Genomic DNA, 19,534 nt, shown 5'->3' with positions numbered 1-19,534 from the left:
CTGATGAACATGTCCAACTCACCCGTAGTAACCGAATCGCATTGGGCCCTGGGCCGACTGAACTGGGATGTCGTGCCCATGGCGCACGAACCCATCGTGCTGTGGACCTTCATCGCCGTGATGCTGGGCGGCCTGGCCGTGCTGGCCGCCATTACCAAGCTCCGCCTCTGGGGCACGCTGTGGCGCGACTGGATCTGCAGCATCGACCACAAGAAGATCGGCATCATGTACATGATCCTGGGTATCGTCATGCTGCTGCGCGGCTTTGCCGACGCGGTGATGATGCGCCTGCAGCAGGCCATGGCCTTTGGCGACAACATGGGCTACCTGCCGCCGCACCACTACGACCAGATCTTCACTGCCCACGGCGTGATCATGATCTTCTTCGTGGCCATGCCGCTGGTCACCGGGCTGATGAACTACCTCATCCCGCTGCAAATCGGCGCGCGCGATGTGTCCTTCCCCTTCCTCAACAACTTCAGCTTCTGGATGACCACGGCCGGCGCCGTGCTGGTGATGGTGTCGCTGTTTCTGGGCGAGTTTTCCACCTCCGGCTGGCTGGCGCTGTCCAACCTGGGCGCGCAGAGTCCCAGCACCGGGCTGGACTACTACATCTGGGCGCTGCAGATTGCCGGGGTGGGTACCACGCTCTCGGGCATCAACCTGATCGTGACCATCATCAAGATGCGCGCGCCCGGCATGAGCCTGATGAAGATGCCCGTCTTCACATGGACCGCCCTGTGCACCAACGCGCTGATCGTTGCGTCTTTCCCGGTACTGACCGCAGCCCTGGTGCTGATGTCGCTGGACCGCTACGTAGGCACCAATTTCTTCACGAACGACCTGGGCGGCAACCCCATGCTCTACGTGAACCTGATCTGGATCTGGGGTCACCCCGAGGTCTACATCCTGATCCTGCCCTGCTTCGGCATCTTCTCTGAGGTGGTCGCCACCTTCTGCAAGAAGCGCCTGTTCGGCTACACCTCCATGGTCTATGCCACAGTGGTGATCACCATCCTGTCCTACCTGGTCTGGCTGCACCACTTCTTCACCATGGGCTCGGGCGCGAGCGTGAACACCTTCTTCGGCATCACGACGATGATCATCTCGATCCCCACGGGCGCGAAGATCTTCAACTGGCTGTTCACCATGTACAAGGGCCGCATCCGCTTCGAGCTACCCATGATGTGGACCGTGGCCTTCATGGTGACCTTTGCCATCGGCGGCATGACCGGCGTGCTGCTGGCCGTGCCCCCAGCCGACTTCGTGCTGCACAACAGCCTGTTCCTGATCGCCCACTTCCACAACGTGATCATTGGCGGCGTGCTGTTTGGCCTGTTTGCCGGCATCAACTACTGGTACCCCAAGGCCTTTGGCTACAAGCTCGACCGCACCTGGGGCGTGCGCTCCTTCTGGCTGTGGGTGGTGGGCTTCTGGGTGGCCTTTGGCCCGCTCTATGTGCTGGGCCTGATGGGCGTGACCCGCCGCGCCAACCACTTTGAAGATACCTCCCTGCAGCCCTACTTCGTGGTGGCAGCCATTGGCGCCGCGATGATCGCCGCCGGCATTGCCTGCTTCCTGATCCAGATCATCGTGAGCTACCTCAAGCGCGAACAGCTGCGCGACTGGACTGGCGACCCCTGGGACGCGCGCACGCTGGAATGGGCCACCTCCTCGCCCCCGCCAGACTACAACTTCGCCTTCACCCCCGTGGTGCACAGCATCGACGCCTGGTGGGACATGAAGAAGCACGGCTACCAGCGTCCGGCCACCGGCTTCCAGCCCATCCACATGCCAGCCAACACCGGCTCCGGCGCGGTGATCTCGGCCCTGTCGCTGGTATTTGGCTTCGCACTGATCTGGCACATGTGGCTGCTGGCCGGCGTGTCGTTTGCCGCGCTGCTCATCGCCTCCATCGTCCACACCTTCAACTACAAGCGTGATTTCTACATTCCGGCGGCTGACGTGATCGCCACCGAAGAAGCCCGCACACTGCAACTGGCCCGCCATGTCTGATACCACCCTGCACGCAAGCGCCGCTGGCGCAACCGCCGTGCGCGAGTACCACCTCGCCCACGAGCCCCATCCCGAAAACGGCACCGCCTTGGGCTTCTGGCTCTACCTGATGAGCGACTGCCTGATCTTCGCCGCCCTGTTTGCCACCTACGGCGTGCTGGGCCGCAGCTATGCCGCCGGCCCCAGCGGCGCCGAGCTGTTCGACCTGCCCCTGGTCGCGCTGAACACGGCCTTCCTGCTGCTGTCCTCCATCACCTTCGGCTTTGCCATGCTGCGCAAGCAGCTGGGCGATGTGAAGGGCACGCTGGCCTGGCTGGCAGTGACCGGTTTGCTGGGCCTGTGCTTCCTGGGCCTGGAGCTGTATGAGTTCTCGCACCTGATCCACGAAGGCGCGGGCCCGCAGCGCAGCGCCTTCCTGTCGGCCTTCTTCACCTTGGTGGGCACCCACGGCCTGCACGTCACCTTTGGCCTGATCTGGCTGGTGGTGCTGATGGTCCAGATCAGCAAGCACGGACTGATCCACGAGAACAAGCGCCGCCTGATGTGCCTGTCCATGTTCTGGCACTTTCTGGACGTGGTCTGGATCGGCGTGTTTACCTTTGTCTACCTGATGGGAGTGCTGTAAATGAGCGCCGCACAACACACGGCACACGCCGGACACGACCACCACGATGACCACCATGGCGACGTGGGCCCGCACAGCAGCTTCTCGGGCTATATGACGGGCTTTGTGCTCTCCATCATCCTCACTGCAATCCCCTTCTGGTTGGTGATGTCCAAGGTGATCTCCGAGCGCAGCACGGCCGTGCTGGTGCTGGGTGGCTTTGCCGTGGTGCAGATCCTGGTGCACATGGTCTGCTTCCTGCACATGAACGGCAAGGTTGAAGGCGGCTGGACCCTGCTGTCCACCATCTTCACCGTGGTGTTCGTGGCCATCGCCATCACAGGCACGCTGTGGGTCATGTTCCACATGAACAGCAACATGATGCCCGAGCACCCTGCTGCTGCACCCTCAGCTCCCGCAGCGGCAACGGCCCCTGCCGCGCCCGCAGCACCCCACCACAGCTCACCCTGACCCGGGACACCATGCCGGACGCCGACACCCACTCGCCGCGCCCGCATCCGCGCTGGATGCTGGCCGGGCTTGGGGCACTGGGCATGGCGTTGTTTCTGGGCTTTATCGCCCTGGGCGTGTGGCAGGTACAGCGCCTCCAATGGAAGCTGGCCCTGATCGAACGCGTCACCCAGCGCATCCAGGCCGCGCCCGTGGCAGCACCGCCCGCGGCACATTGGCCCGCCGTGAACGCCGCCGGGTTTGAATACCAAGCCGTGCGCCTGCAGGGCCAGTGGCTGACCGACAAAACCGTACTCACCCAGGCCAGCACCGTGCTGGGCGCAGGCTACTGGGTGCTAACCCCGCTCCAACAGACCGACGGCACCCAGGTGCTCGTGAACCGCGGCTTTGTGCCAGACAAGCAGCGCGCGCAATGGCTGGCGCCCGACGCGAACGCCGCCACGCAACCGGCAGGCACCGTTGTGGTGGAAGGCCTGCTGCGGATGAGCGAGCCAGGCGGCGGCTTTCTGCGCCGCAATGACCCGACCCAACAACGCTGGCATTCGCGCGACGTGGCAGCCATTGCCCAGGCCCAGCAGCTCACCCGGGCAGCGCCGTTCTTTGTAGATGCCGGCATTCCGCGCCTGCAAAACGGAGCCACCAGCGAACTACCGCCCCCCAGTACTGATACTTGGCCGCAGCCTGGCCTGACCGTGGTGCGCTTTGCCAACAGCCATCTGGTTTACGCCCTCACCTGGTTCGGGCTGGCGCTCATGGTTGCGGGGGCCGCCGTGCTTGTGGCACGCTATGAGCGTCGGCTGCGCGTCGCAGCCCACCACCCCGCCCATGACCAGCCCCACTGAGAATCCTCCCCTTCCCCTGCGCAAGATCCGTCCGGCCAGCGCCTCGGCCGGGCGCAAAAACCTGCAGCAGCTGATCCAGCTGCGCTGGATTGCCGTGGTCGGGCAACTACTCACCATCGAGGTCACCCACTACAGCCTGCGCCTAGACCTGCCCTTGCGGGCCATGCTGGCCATCGTGGGTTGCATGGTGGTATTCAATCTCGCCAGCTTGCTGCGCTGGCGGGTGCGCCGCCGCGTGCATGAGGTAGAGCTCTTCATCGCCCTGCTGGTGGACGTGGCCGCACTGACGGCCCAGCTCTACCTGAGCGGGGGCATCAGCAACCCCTTTGTCTTCCTTTACTTATTGCAGATTGCCGTAGGTGCCATGCTGCTCCGAGGGGGTTACCTCTGGTCCATCGTGCTGGCAGCATCGTCGTGCGTGGTGCTGCTGGCCGAGCACAGCCTCCCGCTGCCCCTGGCGCCCAATTTGCAAGAGGGTTGGAGCAGCCCCTATGTGGCGGGCCTGCTGGTGTGCTTTGCGCTGAACGCCATCCTGGTAGTCATCTTCATCACCCGCATCAACCAGAACCTGCGCCGCCAGGACGCGCGGCTGGCCACGGCCCGCCAGCGTGCGGCGGAAGAAGAACACATCGTGCGCATGGGCCTGCTGGCCTCGGGCGCGGCCCACGAGCTGGGTACGCCCCTGGCCACGATGGCAGTAATCCTGGGCGACTGGAAACGCATTCCCGCGCTGGCGGCCGACAGCGTGTTGCAGGAAGAAATCGCCGAGATGGAAGCCCAGGTCAAGCGCTGCAAAAGCATTGTCAGCGGCATCCTGTTGTCGGCGGGTGAGACGCGGGGTGAATCGTCGGTACAAACCACGGTGCGCCAGTTTTTGGACAGCCTGGTGCAGGACTGGCGCGCTACCCGATCCGTGGACCACTTCACTTACGACAACCACATCCTGCACGACAGCCCCATGGTGGCCGACACCACGCTGCAGCAGATGGTCTTCAATGTGCTGGACAACGCGCGCGATGCCTCACCGCATTGGGTGCAACTGCTGGCCGAGCGCGATGCCGATGCGCTGCGCATTGTGGTGAGCGACCGGGGGCCGGGCTTTTCGCCCGGCATACTGGCACACATCGGTACGCCCTACCAATCCACCAAAGGACGCCCCGGCGGTGGTCTGGGCCTGTTCCTGTCGCTCAACGTGGCACGCACCCTGGGCGGCAGCGTGGAAGCGCGCAACCGGCCCGAAGGTGGTGCGGAGGTGACCATCACCCTGTCGCTGTCGGCCATTACCCTGCAAGATGCCAGCCTGGAAGACCATGGACTCTGAACGCCTGCTGCTCATCGTCGAAGACGACGAGGCTTTTGCCCGCACCTTGGCTCGCTCTTTCGAGCGACGGGGTTACCGGGTGCTGCATGCCGACGGCATGGCCGCGGTGGAAAGCCTGTTGGCGGAACACACGCCACAGTACGCCGTGGTGGATCTCAAGCTCAAGGGCGAGGCCACTGGCCTCGCCTGCGTGCGTGCGCTGCACGCACGCAGCCCTGCGACGCGCATCGTGGTGCTGACCGGCTTTGCCAGCATTGCCACGGCAGTGGAAGCCATCAAGCTGGGCGCCTGCCAGTACCTGGCCAAACCCTCCAACACCGATGACATCGAGGCCGCCTTCGGCCAGCAGGAAGGCAACACCGAGGTGGCGCTGACCAACCGCTCCAGCTCCATCAAGACGCTGGAATGGGAGCGCATCCACCAAGTGCTGGCCGAGAGTGACTTCAACATCTCCGAAGCCGCCCGCCGCCTGGGCATGCACCGCCGCACCCTGAGCCGCAAGCTGGACAAACAGCGGGTGTAAGGTCGTGGACTCTTGCATGGTCGCCCACATGACGCGACTTTCGGACAGACAACTCAGCTTGAAGCACTTGACGCAACAAGATTGAGATCCTTCCAGTTTGCTTGCCCGTACCACTGCTTTGCCCATTCACTGAGCTCAGCTGCCGGCATCGGCTTTGCGACACCATACCCCTGCACAAGATGGCAGCCCAGACGCAACAGTGCTCCGCCAATCTCCAAACTCTCAACCCCTTCAGCAATCACCTCGCGGTTGAATGCCCCAGCCAACCGGATCACACTTTCCACAATGCCGCGGTCATCGGCATCAATGAGCATGTCACGCACAAAGCTTTGATCTATTTTCAAGATATTTACCGGCAGCTTGCGCAGATATGTAAGAGATGAGTAGCCGGTACCAAAGTCATCAAGTGCGAAGCGGACGCCAAGCGCTTGGCAGCGGCGCAGAGCAGCCCCCGCCACATTCACATCATCAAATGCCGCTGTCTCCAACACCTCCAACTCCAGGGAGGATGGCGAAACATGGGGAAACTTCGTCAAATTGGCAACTAGTTTGTCGTAGAAGTCCGGCTGAACTAGATGGGCTGCCGAGATATTGACTCCCATCTGTAACTCAAAACTATCCTGCTGCCACAACGCTGCTTGCGTCAGTGCCGTTTGGATTACCCAATCGCCCAGCATCTGTTCAAGATTTGTACCTTGAATCTGAGGTAGAAATGCAGCAGGCGACAACAATCCTTGCTCTGGATGTTGCCAGCGGACCAACGCTTCGACCCCCACTAATCGCCCGTCGCGTAAATCCACTTTGGGCTGATAGTGCAATACCAACTCATCCCGCTCCATTGCTAGATGAATCCGATTGACATAGCTCCGGTGTTGCTGCGCTTTGCGATCGCTTTCCGGATCAAACAAGTGAAATCGGTTCTTACCGGAGTTCTTGGCCATATACATGGCTTGATCGGCATGCCGCAACAAAGTGTCGGCATCTGCATGGTCTTGCGGGTATAAGCTCACACCAATACTGGCGGAAACGCTAACTGCTTGACCGTCAATCTGCACAGGGCTGCAAGCTGCCGCCAATACCCGCTCCAACACTATGGAACACTCTTCGGGTGAAGCGATATCTGCCAATAACAAGACAAACTCATCGCCACCCAAGCGAGCCAGAGTGTCTTCAGCGCGAAGCACTTTTTTTAAACACTCAGCCACTCCGATCAACAACTCGTCTCCCCCCGGGTGACCGTAGGTGTCATTGACCTGCTTGAATCCATCCAAATCCAGATAACAGACGGCGAGTGACATATCACTGCGCGCCGTGCGGGCAATGGCTTGGGACATGCGATCAGCCAGCAACCTTCTGTTCGGAACACCGGTCAGCGTGTCGTAGTGAGCGATGCGATCGAGCTCAGCCTCGTGTGCCTTGAGTCTACTGATGTCAGAAAACACCGCAATGTAGTGCTCCACATCACCTGAATTGCTCCGCACAACTGAGATAGACAACAATTCAGCATAAATTTCGCCACTCTTGCGCCGATTCCAGATTTCACCCTGCCAGAAATTCTGGGTGTTGATCGCAACCCACATTTTTCGATAAAACTCTGCGTCCTGTCTGCCCGAAGACAAGATGCGGGGGGATTTACCTATGACCTCCTCCGGGGCATAACCAGTGATTCGCACAAACGCAGGATTGACTTTTGCTATGAGACCGTCCGCATGCACCACCATCAGCCCTTCATAGCTACTCTCAAAGACAGTGCTTGCCTCACGCTGTGCAAGCTCATATGCTTTTTTCTGAGTCACATCCGTGTGCGTGCCAGCCATAGTCAGCGGCGCACCTTCCTCGTCCCATTCGACAATGCGCCCTCGCGTGTGGATCCAGCGCCACTCGCCGTTTTTTGCCTTGCAACGCAAATCCAGTTCGTGTCGGTCAATGTGGCCCGCCAGATGCTGTTGAATTGAGCTCATTGAGGCCGCCAAATCCTCCGGGTGCACATACTGGCCCCAATGCTCAACGTCGATGTGCATTTCACCCGGCTCGTAACCAAGCATGGTCTCCCAACGCGCGCTGACCCGAAACGAATTGGTCTTCAGATTCCAATCCCAAAAGCCTTGGTCTGAACCTTCAATTACTCGAGCCAATTGCTGCTCACGCGCACGCAGCAATTCCTTGGCAGCTTCGCGCTCGGTAATGTCATGCGATACGCCAAAAAGGCCGACTACATCTCCATTGGCATCTCTTACTGGCCCTTTGGTCACCAAAAACACCAGCTCCTTCCCATCCAGCGTCTTCAAAATTTCCTGATGGGTCTGAGTAGCTCCGCCATCCATGATGGCTTTATCAAGGGCCATCAACCGCTCCCCTGTTGCTCGCTCAAACAGTGCTACGTCGTTCTTTCCCAAGATTTCGGACAGCGGCTTGCCAACGAAATGGGCTGCCGCCTGATTCCCCAATAAGTAGCGGCCATCTCGATCTTTCACAAAAACCGCATCTGATGTCCCGGATACCACGCTGTCGAGCAAACGACGCTGACTGTCCGCATGGCTTAGCGCATGCCGCAGGAGAGCACTCAACACACTTACGGCTACGCCATTGGCTACCAGTGCGAAAAACTGCACCTGGCTCAGGCTATCCACTGTTGAGTGTGGTACCACGATCACCCAATAAGCACCTATCGTTGCGATGAGAGTCGACAGCAGCCCTGGACCCAATCCACCAGCCAATGCACTCAGAATGATGGGCATCATGAATAGGATCAGCATGGGCCTATCTGAGGCGCCATTGGCAATACCCTCGCGTACCGCAACCATCAACAAGGTAATCAACAAAGTAAATACGTACACAATCCAGCTGGGAAGACGGAATATGCTCACTCCATGCTCCAGACCTCTGATCAGGCTGACCTCTTCTTTTCCGTGCTTCGACGGAACGGCATGCAACGCAAGAAAAAACAGCGCCGCAGTGCCCACCACAAAAAACAGGCCCTTGGCCGTAGATAGCCAGATCAGTGATGACATATCGGTAAAACGAGCCAGTAACTGATCGGACAAAAATACCCAAGCCAAGGCGAAAACCAAGTAGACCCCCGTGGCGGTTGCAATGAAGCGGTTGCGTGCGCTATTCAGATTCATGGATTTAGAGAGATGTTTGTTCCTTTTTACACCGATTCGATACATTGCCGATATCTGCGAATACCCCAAAGTCGAAACGCATCGCCATCGGAAATCACCGTAACGCGCACTTTCTGTTGACTTATCCTTCGATCCACGTAGCCATGGCTATAGGAGCAATTAATGAGAACAGCAGCTACAGCGATAGTTTCTGCCATGGCCTGTACTGTGGGGTATGCCCATGACCTGACCGCCCTGCCCCTGGGTGATGGCAAGCTGTCGCAGTTACCCAAGGCGGGCTGGATCTGGGCTTGCCGCGTCGACCCTCAGGCGGGCGGTGCCCAGCGCGTCGGGCCCTGGATCAATACCGCCAAGGGTACCTACGACCTGACTGCCAAACCGGTGGTGCCCGGGCAGGTGAGCTGGCCTTCGCAGTTCAAGCTCAGCGTGCAGAACGAGCAGCGCGTGTTCACCAGCAACGACCTGCCCAACCACTCCACCGGCAGCTTCCCTATCCCCAGCAATAGCGACGCCTACCGCTACGATCGCAACCCCAACAGCATCTCTGCGCAAACCATGCAGGTGACGCTGCCGCTGTGGCCCACTCTGGCCGCGCAGCCCAGCTGCGTGCCCGGCGCCATCGGCTTTCTGCTGAGCGGAGCCGTGCTGTTCAATGCGCTGGATGCACCGGGACGCGACGCCGTGGCCCACGAAACCCAAGACGCCTGCCAGGGCCACCCCCAGGAGTCGGGCGTCTACCACTACCACAACCTCAGCAGCTGCGTGGCCGACAAGCGCGAGCCCGGCGGCCACTCGGCCCTGGTCGGCTATCTGCTGGATGGCTTCGGCATCTACGGCTCCTACGGTGAGGCCGGCCAGTCCCTGGCCAGCAAGGACCTGGACGAATGCCACGGCCACACCCACACCATCACCTGGGAAGGCAAGCAAGTGGCCATGTACCACTACCACGCCACACCCGATTTCCCCTATACGGCGGGCTGCCTGCGCGGCAGTTACCGGCAGGCGGATGTATCCACCATCAGCGGCCCGCGCCCCAACCGGAGCATGGGCGGTCCCGGAGGGCGATCGTCCGAAGGGGGCATGGGTGGCCCTCCACCCGGCCCTGGCGGCCCCAGTGGCCCCGGCGGTGCGCCGCCCGACTTGAACAAGGCTGCCAGCACGCTGGGCATCAGTGCACAGAAATTGCGTGAAGCCCTGGGCCCGCCCCCGCCGGACCTGCGTGCTGCAGCCGCCAAGCTGGGTATCAGCGTGGATGCACTGCAGTCCGCCCTGAGTGCTGCCCGTTAATTCACTGATTGAGTCCCCGAACATGGCCACCTTGCTCCCGCGCTGGAAGCTGTCGCTGCGCACCGAACTCATTGCCTGCCTGCTGATCACCAGCCTGGCGTCCACCGCCATCGTGGGCGGCCTGGCCTACCAGCGGCTAACCAAGAAGTTCAACGCCCTGGTCATGCAGGAGTCCAGCAAGAACTTCACCAACGATGTGCAGAACTACTTCAAGACCTACGGCAGTTGGGCCGAGGGCCAGAAGGTGGAGGGCTTTCGCGCTTTTTCCGAGCGCCTGCGCCGCCCGCCCCGACCCGATGCGGGCGGCGGCGTGCTGCCACCGCCCACGGACCGCCCCCAGCCCAACCCTGAGCATGTGGGCCCCGGTCTCGTGGCCCGCTCCGGCCCTCCGGGACCGCCGCCCGGTGGTGGCAGCGGCCTGCACAAGCCGCCATTTCGCTTCTACCTGTTTGATGCAGAGTACCGCTCGCTGTTCTCGCTGGCGCCCTACCGGCCCGGTGACCCCATCCGCGAGGAAGACCGGGCCCGCATGTTCCCCATCCTGCTGGAAGGGCAACTGATTGCCTACTCCTCGCCCCAAGGCGAACCCAACTACTCTGACCTGGACTTGGGCTACCTCGCCGCCATGCGCGAATCGCTGGTGCTGGGGACTGCGGTAGGTCTCACGCTCACGCTGCTGCTGGGCGTGTTTCTGGGCAACCGGCTGAGCCGCTCCCTGCGCAAGCTGACGGGTGCCGTCCAGGCCATGGGCGAAGGCGCGCTGCGCCAGCAGGTGCCGGTGGAGTCGGACAACGAGGTGGGCGTGCTGGCCAAGGCCTTCAACCGCATGAGCGATGAGATTGCGCGGCAATACGAAGACCTGCGCCAATCGCACGCACAGATCGAAGCCATGGCCCAGCAGATGCGCGAATTGAGCCTGCGCGACGCGCTGACCGGGCTGCACAACCGCCGCCACTTCGATGCGCAGGGCGCGCAGTTCTTTGCCAGTGCCCAGCGCTACCAACGCCCCTTCAGTGTGATGCTGTGTGACATCGATCATTTCAAGAGCGTCAACGACCGCTTCGCCCATGCCACGGGCGACGAGGTGCTGCGCCGCCTGGGTGAAATCCTGCAGCAAGGCATGCGCAGCTCCGACCTGGTGGCGCGCTACGGCGGTGAGGAGTTCGTAGTCGCCTTCCCGGAAACCGACCTCACCCACGCCCACGAGGCCTGCGAAGCCCTGCGCCAGCGCGTGCAGGCCTACCCTTGGCATGAGGTGCACCCCGAGCTGCGCGTCACCATCAGCATGGGCCTGTGCGGCGACACGCAGTTGCCCAGCTTTCACGCCATGGTGGAAGCGGCAGACGCGCAGCTCTACAGCGCCAAACACGGTGGGCGCAACCAGGTGCGCTCGGCGGCGAAGGGCGAACCGCAGTTGGCTGCCTACGCAGCACCATGACCATGCCCCCATCAGGGGGGCATTAGACAAGGGCGTGCCCGCACAGCGGGACGGGCATAATTCACGCCTCATTCAGGATAATGAATGAGGCTTGAGCGGCGCCACACCCGGTACCGTTCACCTCGGCTTTGCGACTGGTTACCCCCAGTCTGCCGCGCAGACACCTACCCGCACCGTCTGCCACCGTACCGCACCTGCAAAGGGCTTGCCGGTACGCGTCTCCCCGCACGTTCTGAAAGGTTTCCATGTCTGCATCCACTGCTGTGCAGGGCAATTCGCCCCGCAAAGTAGCCATCGCGTCCCTCGTCGGCACCGCGATCGAGTTTTACGATTACTACATCTATGCTGCCGCCGCAGTGCTGGTGTTCAACAGCCAGTTTTTCCCCAAGGGCGATCCTTCGGCGGCCACCCTGCTCTCCCTGTCCACGCTGGCGCTGGCCTTTCTGGCCCGCCCCGTCGGATCGGCCCTGTTTGGCCACTTTGGCGACAAGATCGGCCGCAAGACCACGCTGGTGGCCTCGCTGCTGACCATGGGCCTGTCCACCGTGGCCATCGGCCTGCTGCCCACCTACGAGAGCATTGGCCTGTGGGCGCCGGTGCTGCTGTGCATTTGCCGCATCGGCCAAGGTATTGGCCTGGGTGGTGAATGGGGCGGTGCCGCCCTGGTGGCCACCGAGAACGCACCCAAGGGCAAGCGCGGCCTGTTTGGCAGCTTCCCACAGCTGGGCGCGCCCATCGGCCTGTTTGTGGCCAACGGCGTGTTCTTCATGGTGACTTCCCTGCTGGGCTCCGAGGCCATGGTAGCCTGGGCTTGGCGCATCCCCTTCATGATGTCCATCGTGCTGGTAGCCGTGGGCCTCTACGTGCGACTCAATCTGCACGAGAGCGCCGCCTTCCAGAAGGTCGAGCGCGAAGGCCGCAAACTGCAAGCGCCGGTGAGCGCAGTGTTCAAGCAGCACGCAGGCGCCCTGGTGCGCGGCATCTTCTGCATGTCCACCACCTATGTGCTGTTCTACCTGATGACGGCCTTTGTGCAGGTGTATTCCAAGAGCCCCGCCGCCCTGTCGCCCGCGGGCCACGCCATGGGCCTGGGCATTCCGGCCAACACCTTCACAGGCCTGTTGTTGCTGGGCGCCGTCGTGTTCGGCATCTTCACCACGCTGGGCGGCATCTGGGCCGACAAGCTGGGCCGCCGCACCTGGCTGTTGTGGGTAACGGCCGGCATCGTGGTGCTGGGCCTGTTCATGCCTGCCTTCCTCAACCAAGGCACCGTGCTGTCGGTAGCCGCTTTCATCGTCGTGGGCATGGCTGTCATGGGCATGACCTTCGGCCCCATGGCCGCGCTGTTACCCGAGCTGTTTCCCACGGAAGTGCGCTACTCCGGCGCTTCGCTGGCCTACAACCTCTCCTCCATCGTGGGGGCGTCCATCCCCACGCTGGTGGCCATGGAGCTGAACAAGAGCTATGGCCTGTGGGGCGTGGGCCTGTACATGGCGGCCAACGGTGTGATCACCATGCTGGCGCTCTACCTTTCGCGTGAAACGCGCGATCTGGACATGAGTGACAGCGCCGCAGCGGCCCGCTGAGCAAGCCAAACCGACGAAAAAAAGGCCCGCATCGCGGGCCTTTTTCTTTAGCGCTTGCCAGACTCAGACGCGTGGCACCGGTGTCCCGGAGTTGACACACAGCGCCATGTTCAATGCCTTGATGGCGGTCTTGTAGTCTTCGCGCTCGATCACGAACTGCATGTTCACCTGGCGCAGCGTCTGCGACACACAGTTGACGTTGACCTCGGCATCGGCCAGCGCCTGTGCGGCCTTGGCCAGCACGCCGGGGATGCCGATGTTGGAGCCGATAGTGCAGACGATGGCGCTGGGCTTGACCGTGACTACCTGGTACAGGGTTTCGAGTTCAGCCACCAGTTCGGCGGTCACCTGGTTGTCCCACACCAGGTGGGCTATGGAGTTGGCATTGGTGGCTTTGAGGATGTAGCTGATGTCGTGCTTGCAGAACACGTTCATCAGCCCCGCATCAAAGCCCACGGTGCCGACCATCATCGGATCGTGGATTTCGATGAGCGTCACCTTGTCGGTGCCGGTGACGATCTCCACGCGCGCGCGCTCACCCACGAAATCTTTGGTGATCAGCGTGCCGGGGTGGTCGGGCTCGAAGGTGTTCTTGAGGCGGATCGGGATGCCGGCCAGCTCCATGGGCTTGGAGGCCTTGGGGTGGATGGCTTCCATGCCCACGTCGGCCAGTTGGTCGGCCACGTCGTAATTGGTGGCGCCCACCACGATGGCGTTTTCCAGGCCCACCAGGTTGGGGTCGGCGGACGACAGATGGAATTCCTTGTGGATCACGGCCTCGGCGGGACGCACTTCCACGGCGATCTTGCTGAAGGTGACTTCGGAGTAGCCGCGGTCGAACTCGCGCATGATGCCTTCGGTGCCCTTGGTGTAGCCCGTGGCCACGATCACGCTGTTGGCGAGGTCCAGGTCCTTGAAGCTTTGCGCAATGCGCTCGTCGATGGTCCAGGCCTCGTTGTCATCAAAACCAGCCAGGTCCATCAGCACGGCCTTGACGCCGTTGGCCTTGAGGATTTCCACCGAGTTGAACGCGCTGTGCGACTCACCGATGGAGGCCAGCACCTCGCGCGCGGCCAGCAGCACGTCGTGGCGGCTCAGGTAGCCGCTGGCCAGCACATGCTGCATGGCGCCCAGGTACTCGCGTGCCTGCGCGATGCGCTGATCGATGAAGGCGTCGGCCACGGCCAGCGGCAGCCCCAGGTCGGCATAGCTGGCGTTGATCTTTTTCAGGCTGGTGGCCAGGCCGGTCAGCGCATCCTGGTAGCCCTTGCCTTCGGCAAACAGCGCGTAAATGCCGCGCTCGCCGGTCTTCTTGTGCTCCAGCAACTGGTTGGTCACGCCCGAATAGGCCGACACGACGTAAATGCGGCCATAGATGCGCTTGGGGTCGTGCAGCATGATGTGGCGCAGCACATCGCCAAAGGCGGTCATGGAAGTGCCGCCGATTTTCTCGACAGAGATCTTGGAGGATTGAACGTCTGACATGAACAAGCTCAAGTGAGCAAAAGGGTTGGAAGGCCGGATCATTTCCTGCCCAGAGTGGCTGAGTCAGGAAACCCGCTATTTTCCACCAGTTTGAACAACGCCCGGCCGGGACGAAAATCCGCCGCTCTGCTCGGGCCAGATGGGCGGAAAAAACATCGCTCCTGTACCCAGGGCGGCGTTCACGACAGCTCCAACCTACAGGTCTCGAAAACCGGGGGGCGGGTGAATTCCTCTGTCCGGTCGGGGTGGAAACCCTCGAGCATCAGCCCCGTGCGGAAGCTACGGTGTGCACCGCCTCGTCGCCGGTGAACACAAAGGTGCCGCCGTCGTCCAGGCGTTCGGTCGTGGAGCTGGGGGAGGTGCATGAGGAACCCATAGCCTGTGGCAGTGCCTGTACGGCAAGGACGCTACAGCCCTCCGGGCCTTCGATCAAAGGCTTGCCCTCTAAGTCCCGTGGGCTCTTGCACGCCCCAGCTCAGGCGGTGGCTTCCAGTTCTTTATCCACACTTTCAAGTCGTCCAGGGGCATGGGCCTGGCGATCCCGTAGCCCTGCAGGATGTCGCACCCCATGCCGCACAAGGCCTCTGCATGCGCCAGCGTTTCGACGCCTTCCGCAACCACCTGCCGTTCGAAGGCCCGCGCGAGACTGACGATGCCACGCACCAGCGTGCGATCACGCTCGTTGTCCAGCATATCGCGCACGAAAGACTGATCGATCTTCACGATCTGCGCGGGCAAACGCTGCAAATAGGTCAGGGAGGAGTAGCCTGTGCCAAAGTCGTCAATGGCACACTGGATGCCAAGCGTATCCAGCCCCTGGATCACGTACGCGACTGCCGACAAATCATTGAAGGTCTCTGTCTCCAGGAGCTCCACCTCCAGAAAGCGCGAAGGCAGCGCGGGATACTGGGCCAACAACTGGGAGACTTTGAGCTGGAAATGACTGTCAATCAAGGTCGGCACCGTCAGATTGACACTCAAAGACAGTGGCTGCCCCTGGGATGCCAGGCTATGTCCTGCCTTGAAGGCTGCATCGAGCACCCAATAGTCCAACCGGTTGGTGACCGGAGTTCCAGCAATATCTTCAAGAAATGCGCCCGGTGCCAATAGCCCACGCTCAGGGTGGCGCCACCGGATCAAAGACTCGGCCCCGATGATTTGCCCGTCGCTGATTCTGACCTTGGGCTGGAAAAACAGCTCCATTTCCCCCCGCTGGAGCGCGTCCTCCACCAGCTTGGCAGACTGTCTGCGCGCTTGCCGCCGTTGCCCCTGTTGCACGTCGAAAACCACCGTGCGGTCCTTGCCCTGCTCCTTGGCGGCATACAGCGCAAGATCTGCATGCCGCAGCAAGCCGTCAGCATCTGCACTGTCGTCGGGATAGAAAGTGACCCCCGCGCTGCACGTCAGGCAAACCTCGTTTCCGTCCAGGTTCGCCATCTGCGCCAGCGCCTGGCGCAATGCCTCCAAACGCTGCAGGGCGGCCTCAGGGCTTTGGCAATGCTGAAGTACCACCACGAATTCATCGCCACCGATACGCCCGATGAGGTCGTCGACTCGCACCTCTTTTTTGAGGCGCTGTGCAAACATTCGGAGAAATCGGTCTGCAACGGGCAAACCCCACATCTCGTTGAGCCCCTTGAACTGGTCGATATCCAAGACACAGAGTGCCAGCAGGTTGTTGGCATCGCCGCCGTCATGCAAGGTGGCGTTGAGCTCTTTGGTAAAGAGTCGCCGGCTTGGGAGCCCCGTCAAAGCGTCGTAATTGCCGAACTGCTGCAAAGCCAGCTCCAACCGCCGTTGTTCCGTCACATCCTTGCCAACAGACACCCAACTGCGAATCACGCCGTCCGCGTCCCGAATGCCTTCTATCGTGACTTCTGCGACGAACGCTTCACCATTCTTGCGGCGGCGGACCACCTCACCATGCCATCGGCCGTCGCGCGCGATACCCTGTGACACCCGCCGCAGAAACGTCGACTCCCCACCCTCGTCAACACGCAACACGGCCGAAGACTTTCCAATCAATTCATCGCGGGAGTATCCCAGCACAGAGCAGTAGGTCGGATTCACATCCAGCACCGTTCCGTCGGGCTGCACGATCGCTATCGCATCTTTGCTGTTGATGAAGACGCTGGCCGCTTGTCTGGCCTCGGCCAGCATATCTTTCAGCTTTTCGGCCGTACGCTCCAAGGCATCTTCGCGAAGGTGCAGCTTGTGCACGTTGTCCAGCAGGTAGCCAAGCAAACACGCCCCAACGGGATATACCAGCGACACCGCCACCCATGTTTTTTGCGTCACCATGCGGGCGATGTCCGACGGCAGGGTTTGTATGGCCAACATGCCACCGGCGGCGAGACTCAGACCCAAGCCAATCAGCCACAAGCCGTCCGCCATGGCTGCACGGCCATCCGCAGGGAATGGCGGGCGATATCGCCGCCACAGCCAGCCGATTCCGGTGCACAACACGATGCCCACCATGGCGGGCCCTGTGCCAATGCCACCCAAGGCGATGCGGTAAGCCGCCAACACGAGCGCACACAGCAGAGCACCAAGGGGGGCCAGATACGCGCCTGCAAGGCCTGCCACCACCAGTCTGGCGTCCACGATCACGCCTTCGCTCAGGCGCAATGGCGCAAGCATGGTAAGGATGCCCGTAACACCAAATAGCAAGCCAGTCACGCCCGGCAGCCAACGCTGCCTCTTGCGCCGTGTGGACAAGTCCGGATGGCGCGCACTGTTGTGTGCAAGGCCGTAGAGCGCTGCAAGAAACGACAGCAGCCCCGCGTTCATTCCCATGTCGCGAACCCACGATGCTGTGTCGATATTCATGGCGTCTTCTGATGGAAGTCGACGCACATCATACGAAAGAAGGCATGAAACCAACAGTGGCAAAACCCGCGTCATCGCCTTGATAGCGAACAGTGAACGCCAGAATGGCAAAAAGCCCGAGCAGCTCCCTGCTCGGGCTTTTCAGATTGGCCGCAGCGCTGGTTTACTTTTTCTGCGGCGGCACATCCGTGCAGCTGCCGTGCGCAATCTCCGCCGCCATGCCGATGCTCTCGCCCAGCGTGGGGTGGGGGTGGATGGTCTTGCCGATGTCCACGGCATCTGCACCCATCTCGATGGCCAGTGCGATTTCGCCGATCATGTCGCCGGCATGGGTGCCGACCATGCCGCCGCCCAGAATCTTGCCGTGGCCGTGCGCTTCGGGGGAGTCATCAAACAGCAGCTTGGTGACGCCTTCGTCGCGGCCGTTGGCAATGGCGCGGCCGGAAGCGGTCCAGGGGAAAAGGCCTTTCTTGACCTTGATGCCTTGGGCCTTGGCTTGGTCTTCGGTAAGGCCCACCCAGGCCACTTCGGGGTCGGTGTAGGCGACGCTGGGGATCACGCGGGCGTTGAAGGCGGCAGATGCCAATTCCTTGTTGCCCTGCAGTTCACCGGCAATCACTTCGGCCGCCACGTGCGCCTCGTGCACCGCCTTGTGCGCCAGCATGGGCTGGCCCACGATGTCGCCGATGGCAAAGATGTGCGGCACATTGGTGCGCATCTGGATGTCGACGTTGATGAAGCCGCGGTCGGTCACGGCCACACCGGCCTTCTCGGCGCCAATCTTCTTGCCGTTGGGCGTGCGGCCCACGGCTTGCAACACCAGGTCGTAAACCTGTGGCTCGGGCACCGTCACGCCCTCCTCCGCCGGCGCAAAGGTCACCTTGATGCCCTCGGGCGTGGCTTCGGCGCCCACCGTCTTGGTCTTCAACATGATGTTGTCGAAGCGCTTGGCGTTCATCTTCTGCCAGATCTTCACCAGGTCGCGGTCCGCGCCCTGCATCAGGCCGTCCATCATTTCTACCACGTCCAGGCGCGCACCCAGCGTGCTGTAGACGGTGCCCATTTCCAGGCCGATGATGCCGCCGCCCAGGATCAGCATGCGCTTGGGCACGCTGCTCAGCGCCAGCGCGCCGGTGGAGTCCACCACGCGCGGGTCCTTGGGCATGAAGGGCAGGTGCACGGCTTGGGAGCCGGCGGCGATGATGGCATTTTTGAACGCGATGGTGAACGTGCGGCCGGTCTTTTCCTGGCCTTCGGCACCGCTGGTCTCTTCGATCTGCAGGTGGTTGGCACCCACGAAAGAACCCACACCGCGCACCACACCGACCTTGCGCATCTTGGCCATGGCGGAGAGGCCGCCAGTCAGCTTGCTGATGACCTTTTCCTTGTGGCCGCGCAGCTTGTCAATGTTGACTACGGGCTTGCCGAAGTCCACGCCCAGGTCGGCCATGTGGCTGACCTCGTCCATCACGGCCGCCACGTGCAGCAACGCCTTGGAGGGAATGCAACCCACGTTCAGGCAGACGCCACCCAGCGTGGCGTAGCGCTCCACCAGCATGACCTTGAGGCCCAGGTCCGCCGCACGGAAGGCTGCGGAGTAGCCGCCAGGGCCACCGCCCAGCACGACCACGTCGCAGTCCAGATCGGCCGTGCCGCTGAAGCTGGCAGCGACGGGAGCCGGAGCTGCAGGAGCTACAGAAACAGGAGCTGCTTGCGCAGCAGCTGCGGGGGCTGGAGCCGGTTTTGAATCAGAAACTGCCGCACCGGCCGCTTCCAGCAGAACCACCACCGAACCCTGCTTGACCTTGTCACCGAGCTTGACCTTGAGCTCCTTGACCACGCCGCCCGCACTGGACGGGATTTCCATGGAGGCCTTGTCAGACTCCACGGTGATCAGGCTTTGCTCGGGCTTGATGGTGTCACCCACCTTGACCAGCAGCTCGATGACGGCCACTTCGTCGAAGTCGCCAATGTCGGGAACCTTGATTTCTACGATTGCCATGGTCC

The 19,534-nt window shown here is 61.7% G+C and carries 13 protein-coding genes; 9 read left to right on the top strand and 4 right to left on the bottom strand.

Features of this window, described 5'->3' with window-relative positions:
- Nucleotides 1-3 precede the first annotated feature (3 nt).
- The 6 genes from cyoB to AC1RNN_RS04120 are packed head-to-tail and all read left to right on the top strand — an operon-like array spanning nt 4 to nt 5,777.
- The gene (cyoB, locus tag AC1RNN_RS04145; protein ID WP_493085747.1) at nt 4-2,016 is read left to right on the top strand and encodes a cytochrome o ubiquinol oxidase subunit I; all 2,013 of its coding nucleotides are present in this window, start codon (nt 4-6) and stop codon (nt 2,014-2,016) included.
- On the top strand, nt 2,009-2,641 hold the full coding sequence (cyoC, locus tag AC1RNN_RS04140) for a cytochrome o ubiquinol oxidase subunit III (protein WP_493085749.1): 633 nt from the start codon (nt 2,009-2,011) through the stop codon (nt 2,639-2,641). The genes cyoB and cyoC overlap by 8 nt, the downstream gene beginning before the upstream one ends.
- Entirely contained in the window at nt 2,642-3,091 is a 450-nt protein-coding gene (cyoD, locus tag AC1RNN_RS04135; protein WP_493085751.1) for a cytochrome o ubiquinol oxidase subunit IV, read from the top strand. It begins immediately after the preceding gene.
- Between the two features lie 11 nt (nt 3,092-3,102).
- Nucleotides 3,103-3,933: an SURF1 family protein gene (locus AC1RNN_RS04130; protein WP_493085752.1), complete on the top strand. Its 831-nt coding sequence runs from the start codon at nt 3,103-3,105 to the stop codon at nt 3,931-3,933.
- On the top strand, nt 3,917-5,254 hold the full coding sequence (locus AC1RNN_RS04125) for an ATP-binding protein (protein WP_493085754.1): 1,338 nt from the start codon (nt 3,917-3,919) through the stop codon (nt 5,252-5,254). The genes AC1RNN_RS04130 and AC1RNN_RS04125 overlap by 17 nt, the downstream gene beginning before the upstream one ends.
- Nucleotides 5,244-5,777, top strand: a complete 534-nt coding sequence (locus AC1RNN_RS04120; protein WP_493085756.1) for a response regulator transcription factor — start codon at nt 5,244-5,246, stop codon at nt 5,775-5,777. The genes AC1RNN_RS04125 and AC1RNN_RS04120 overlap by 11 nt, the downstream gene beginning before the upstream one ends.
- Nucleotides 5,778-5,830: 53 nt before the next feature.
- On the opposite strand, the gene AC1RNN_RS04115 is transcribed toward AC1RNN_RS04120, so the two are convergent.
- Complete coding sequence (locus AC1RNN_RS04115; RefSeq protein ID WP_493085758.1) at nt 5,831-8,902, bottom strand: sensor domain-containing protein; 3,072 nt, start codon at nt 8,900-8,902, stop codon at nt 5,831-5,833.
- Between the two features lie 195 nt (nt 8,903-9,097).
- On the opposite strand from AC1RNN_RS04115, the gene AC1RNN_RS04110 reads away from it, so the two are divergent.
- The 3 genes from AC1RNN_RS04110 (at nt 9,098) to AC1RNN_RS04100 (ending at nt 13,213) form a co-directional block, all read left to right on the top strand.
- Nucleotides 9,098-10,189, top strand: coding sequence for a YHYH protein (locus AC1RNN_RS04110; protein ID WP_493085759.1), 1,092 nt, complete (start codon nt 9,098-9,100; stop codon nt 10,187-10,189).
- Between the two features lie 22 nt (nt 10,190-10,211).
- Nucleotides 10,212-11,627 carry a GGDEF domain-containing protein gene (locus AC1RNN_RS04105; RefSeq protein WP_493085761.1) on the top strand — a complete coding sequence of 472 codons (1,416 nt, stop codon included), beginning with the start codon at nt 10,212-10,214 and terminating at the stop codon, nt 11,625-11,627.
- Between the two features lie 245 nt (nt 11,628-11,872).
- The gene (locus tag AC1RNN_RS04100) at nt 11,873-13,213 is read left to right on the top strand and encodes an MFS transporter (protein ID WP_493085762.1); all 1,341 of its coding nucleotides are present in this window, start codon (nt 11,873-11,875) and stop codon (nt 13,211-13,213) included.
- A 63-nt stretch (nt 13,214-13,276) separates the two neighbouring features.
- Here the strand turns inward: AC1RNN_RS04100 and AC1RNN_RS04095 are convergent, their stop codons facing one another.
- From AC1RNN_RS04095 to lpdA, 3 genes are all read right to left on the bottom strand, one after another.
- Nucleotides 13,277-14,698 carry an aspartate kinase gene (locus tag AC1RNN_RS04095; protein WP_493085764.1) on the bottom strand — a complete coding sequence of 474 codons (1,422 nt, stop codon included), beginning with the start codon at nt 14,696-14,698 and terminating at the stop codon, nt 13,277-13,279.
- A gap of 444 nt (nt 14,699-15,142) precedes the next feature.
- Nucleotides 15,143-17,527 (bottom strand): putative bifunctional diguanylate cyclase/phosphodiesterase, encoded by a 2,385-nt coding sequence (locus AC1RNN_RS04090; RefSeq protein WP_493085766.1) that lies wholly within the window; start codon nt 17,525-17,527, stop codon nt 15,143-15,145.
- Nucleotides 17,528-17,690: 163 nt separating this feature from the next.
- A complete protein-coding gene (lpdA, locus tag AC1RNN_RS04085; RefSeq protein WP_493085768.1) occupies nt 17,691-19,529 on the bottom strand; it encodes a dihydrolipoyl dehydrogenase in 1,839 nt (612 codons plus the stop codon).
- Between the last annotated feature and the right edge of the window lie 5 nt (nt 19,530-19,534).

The sequence above is a fragment of the Rhodoferax sp. GW822-FHT02D07 genome, from assembly GCF_058802405.1.
This window is presented reverse-complemented; position numbering and strand designations above follow the sequence as displayed.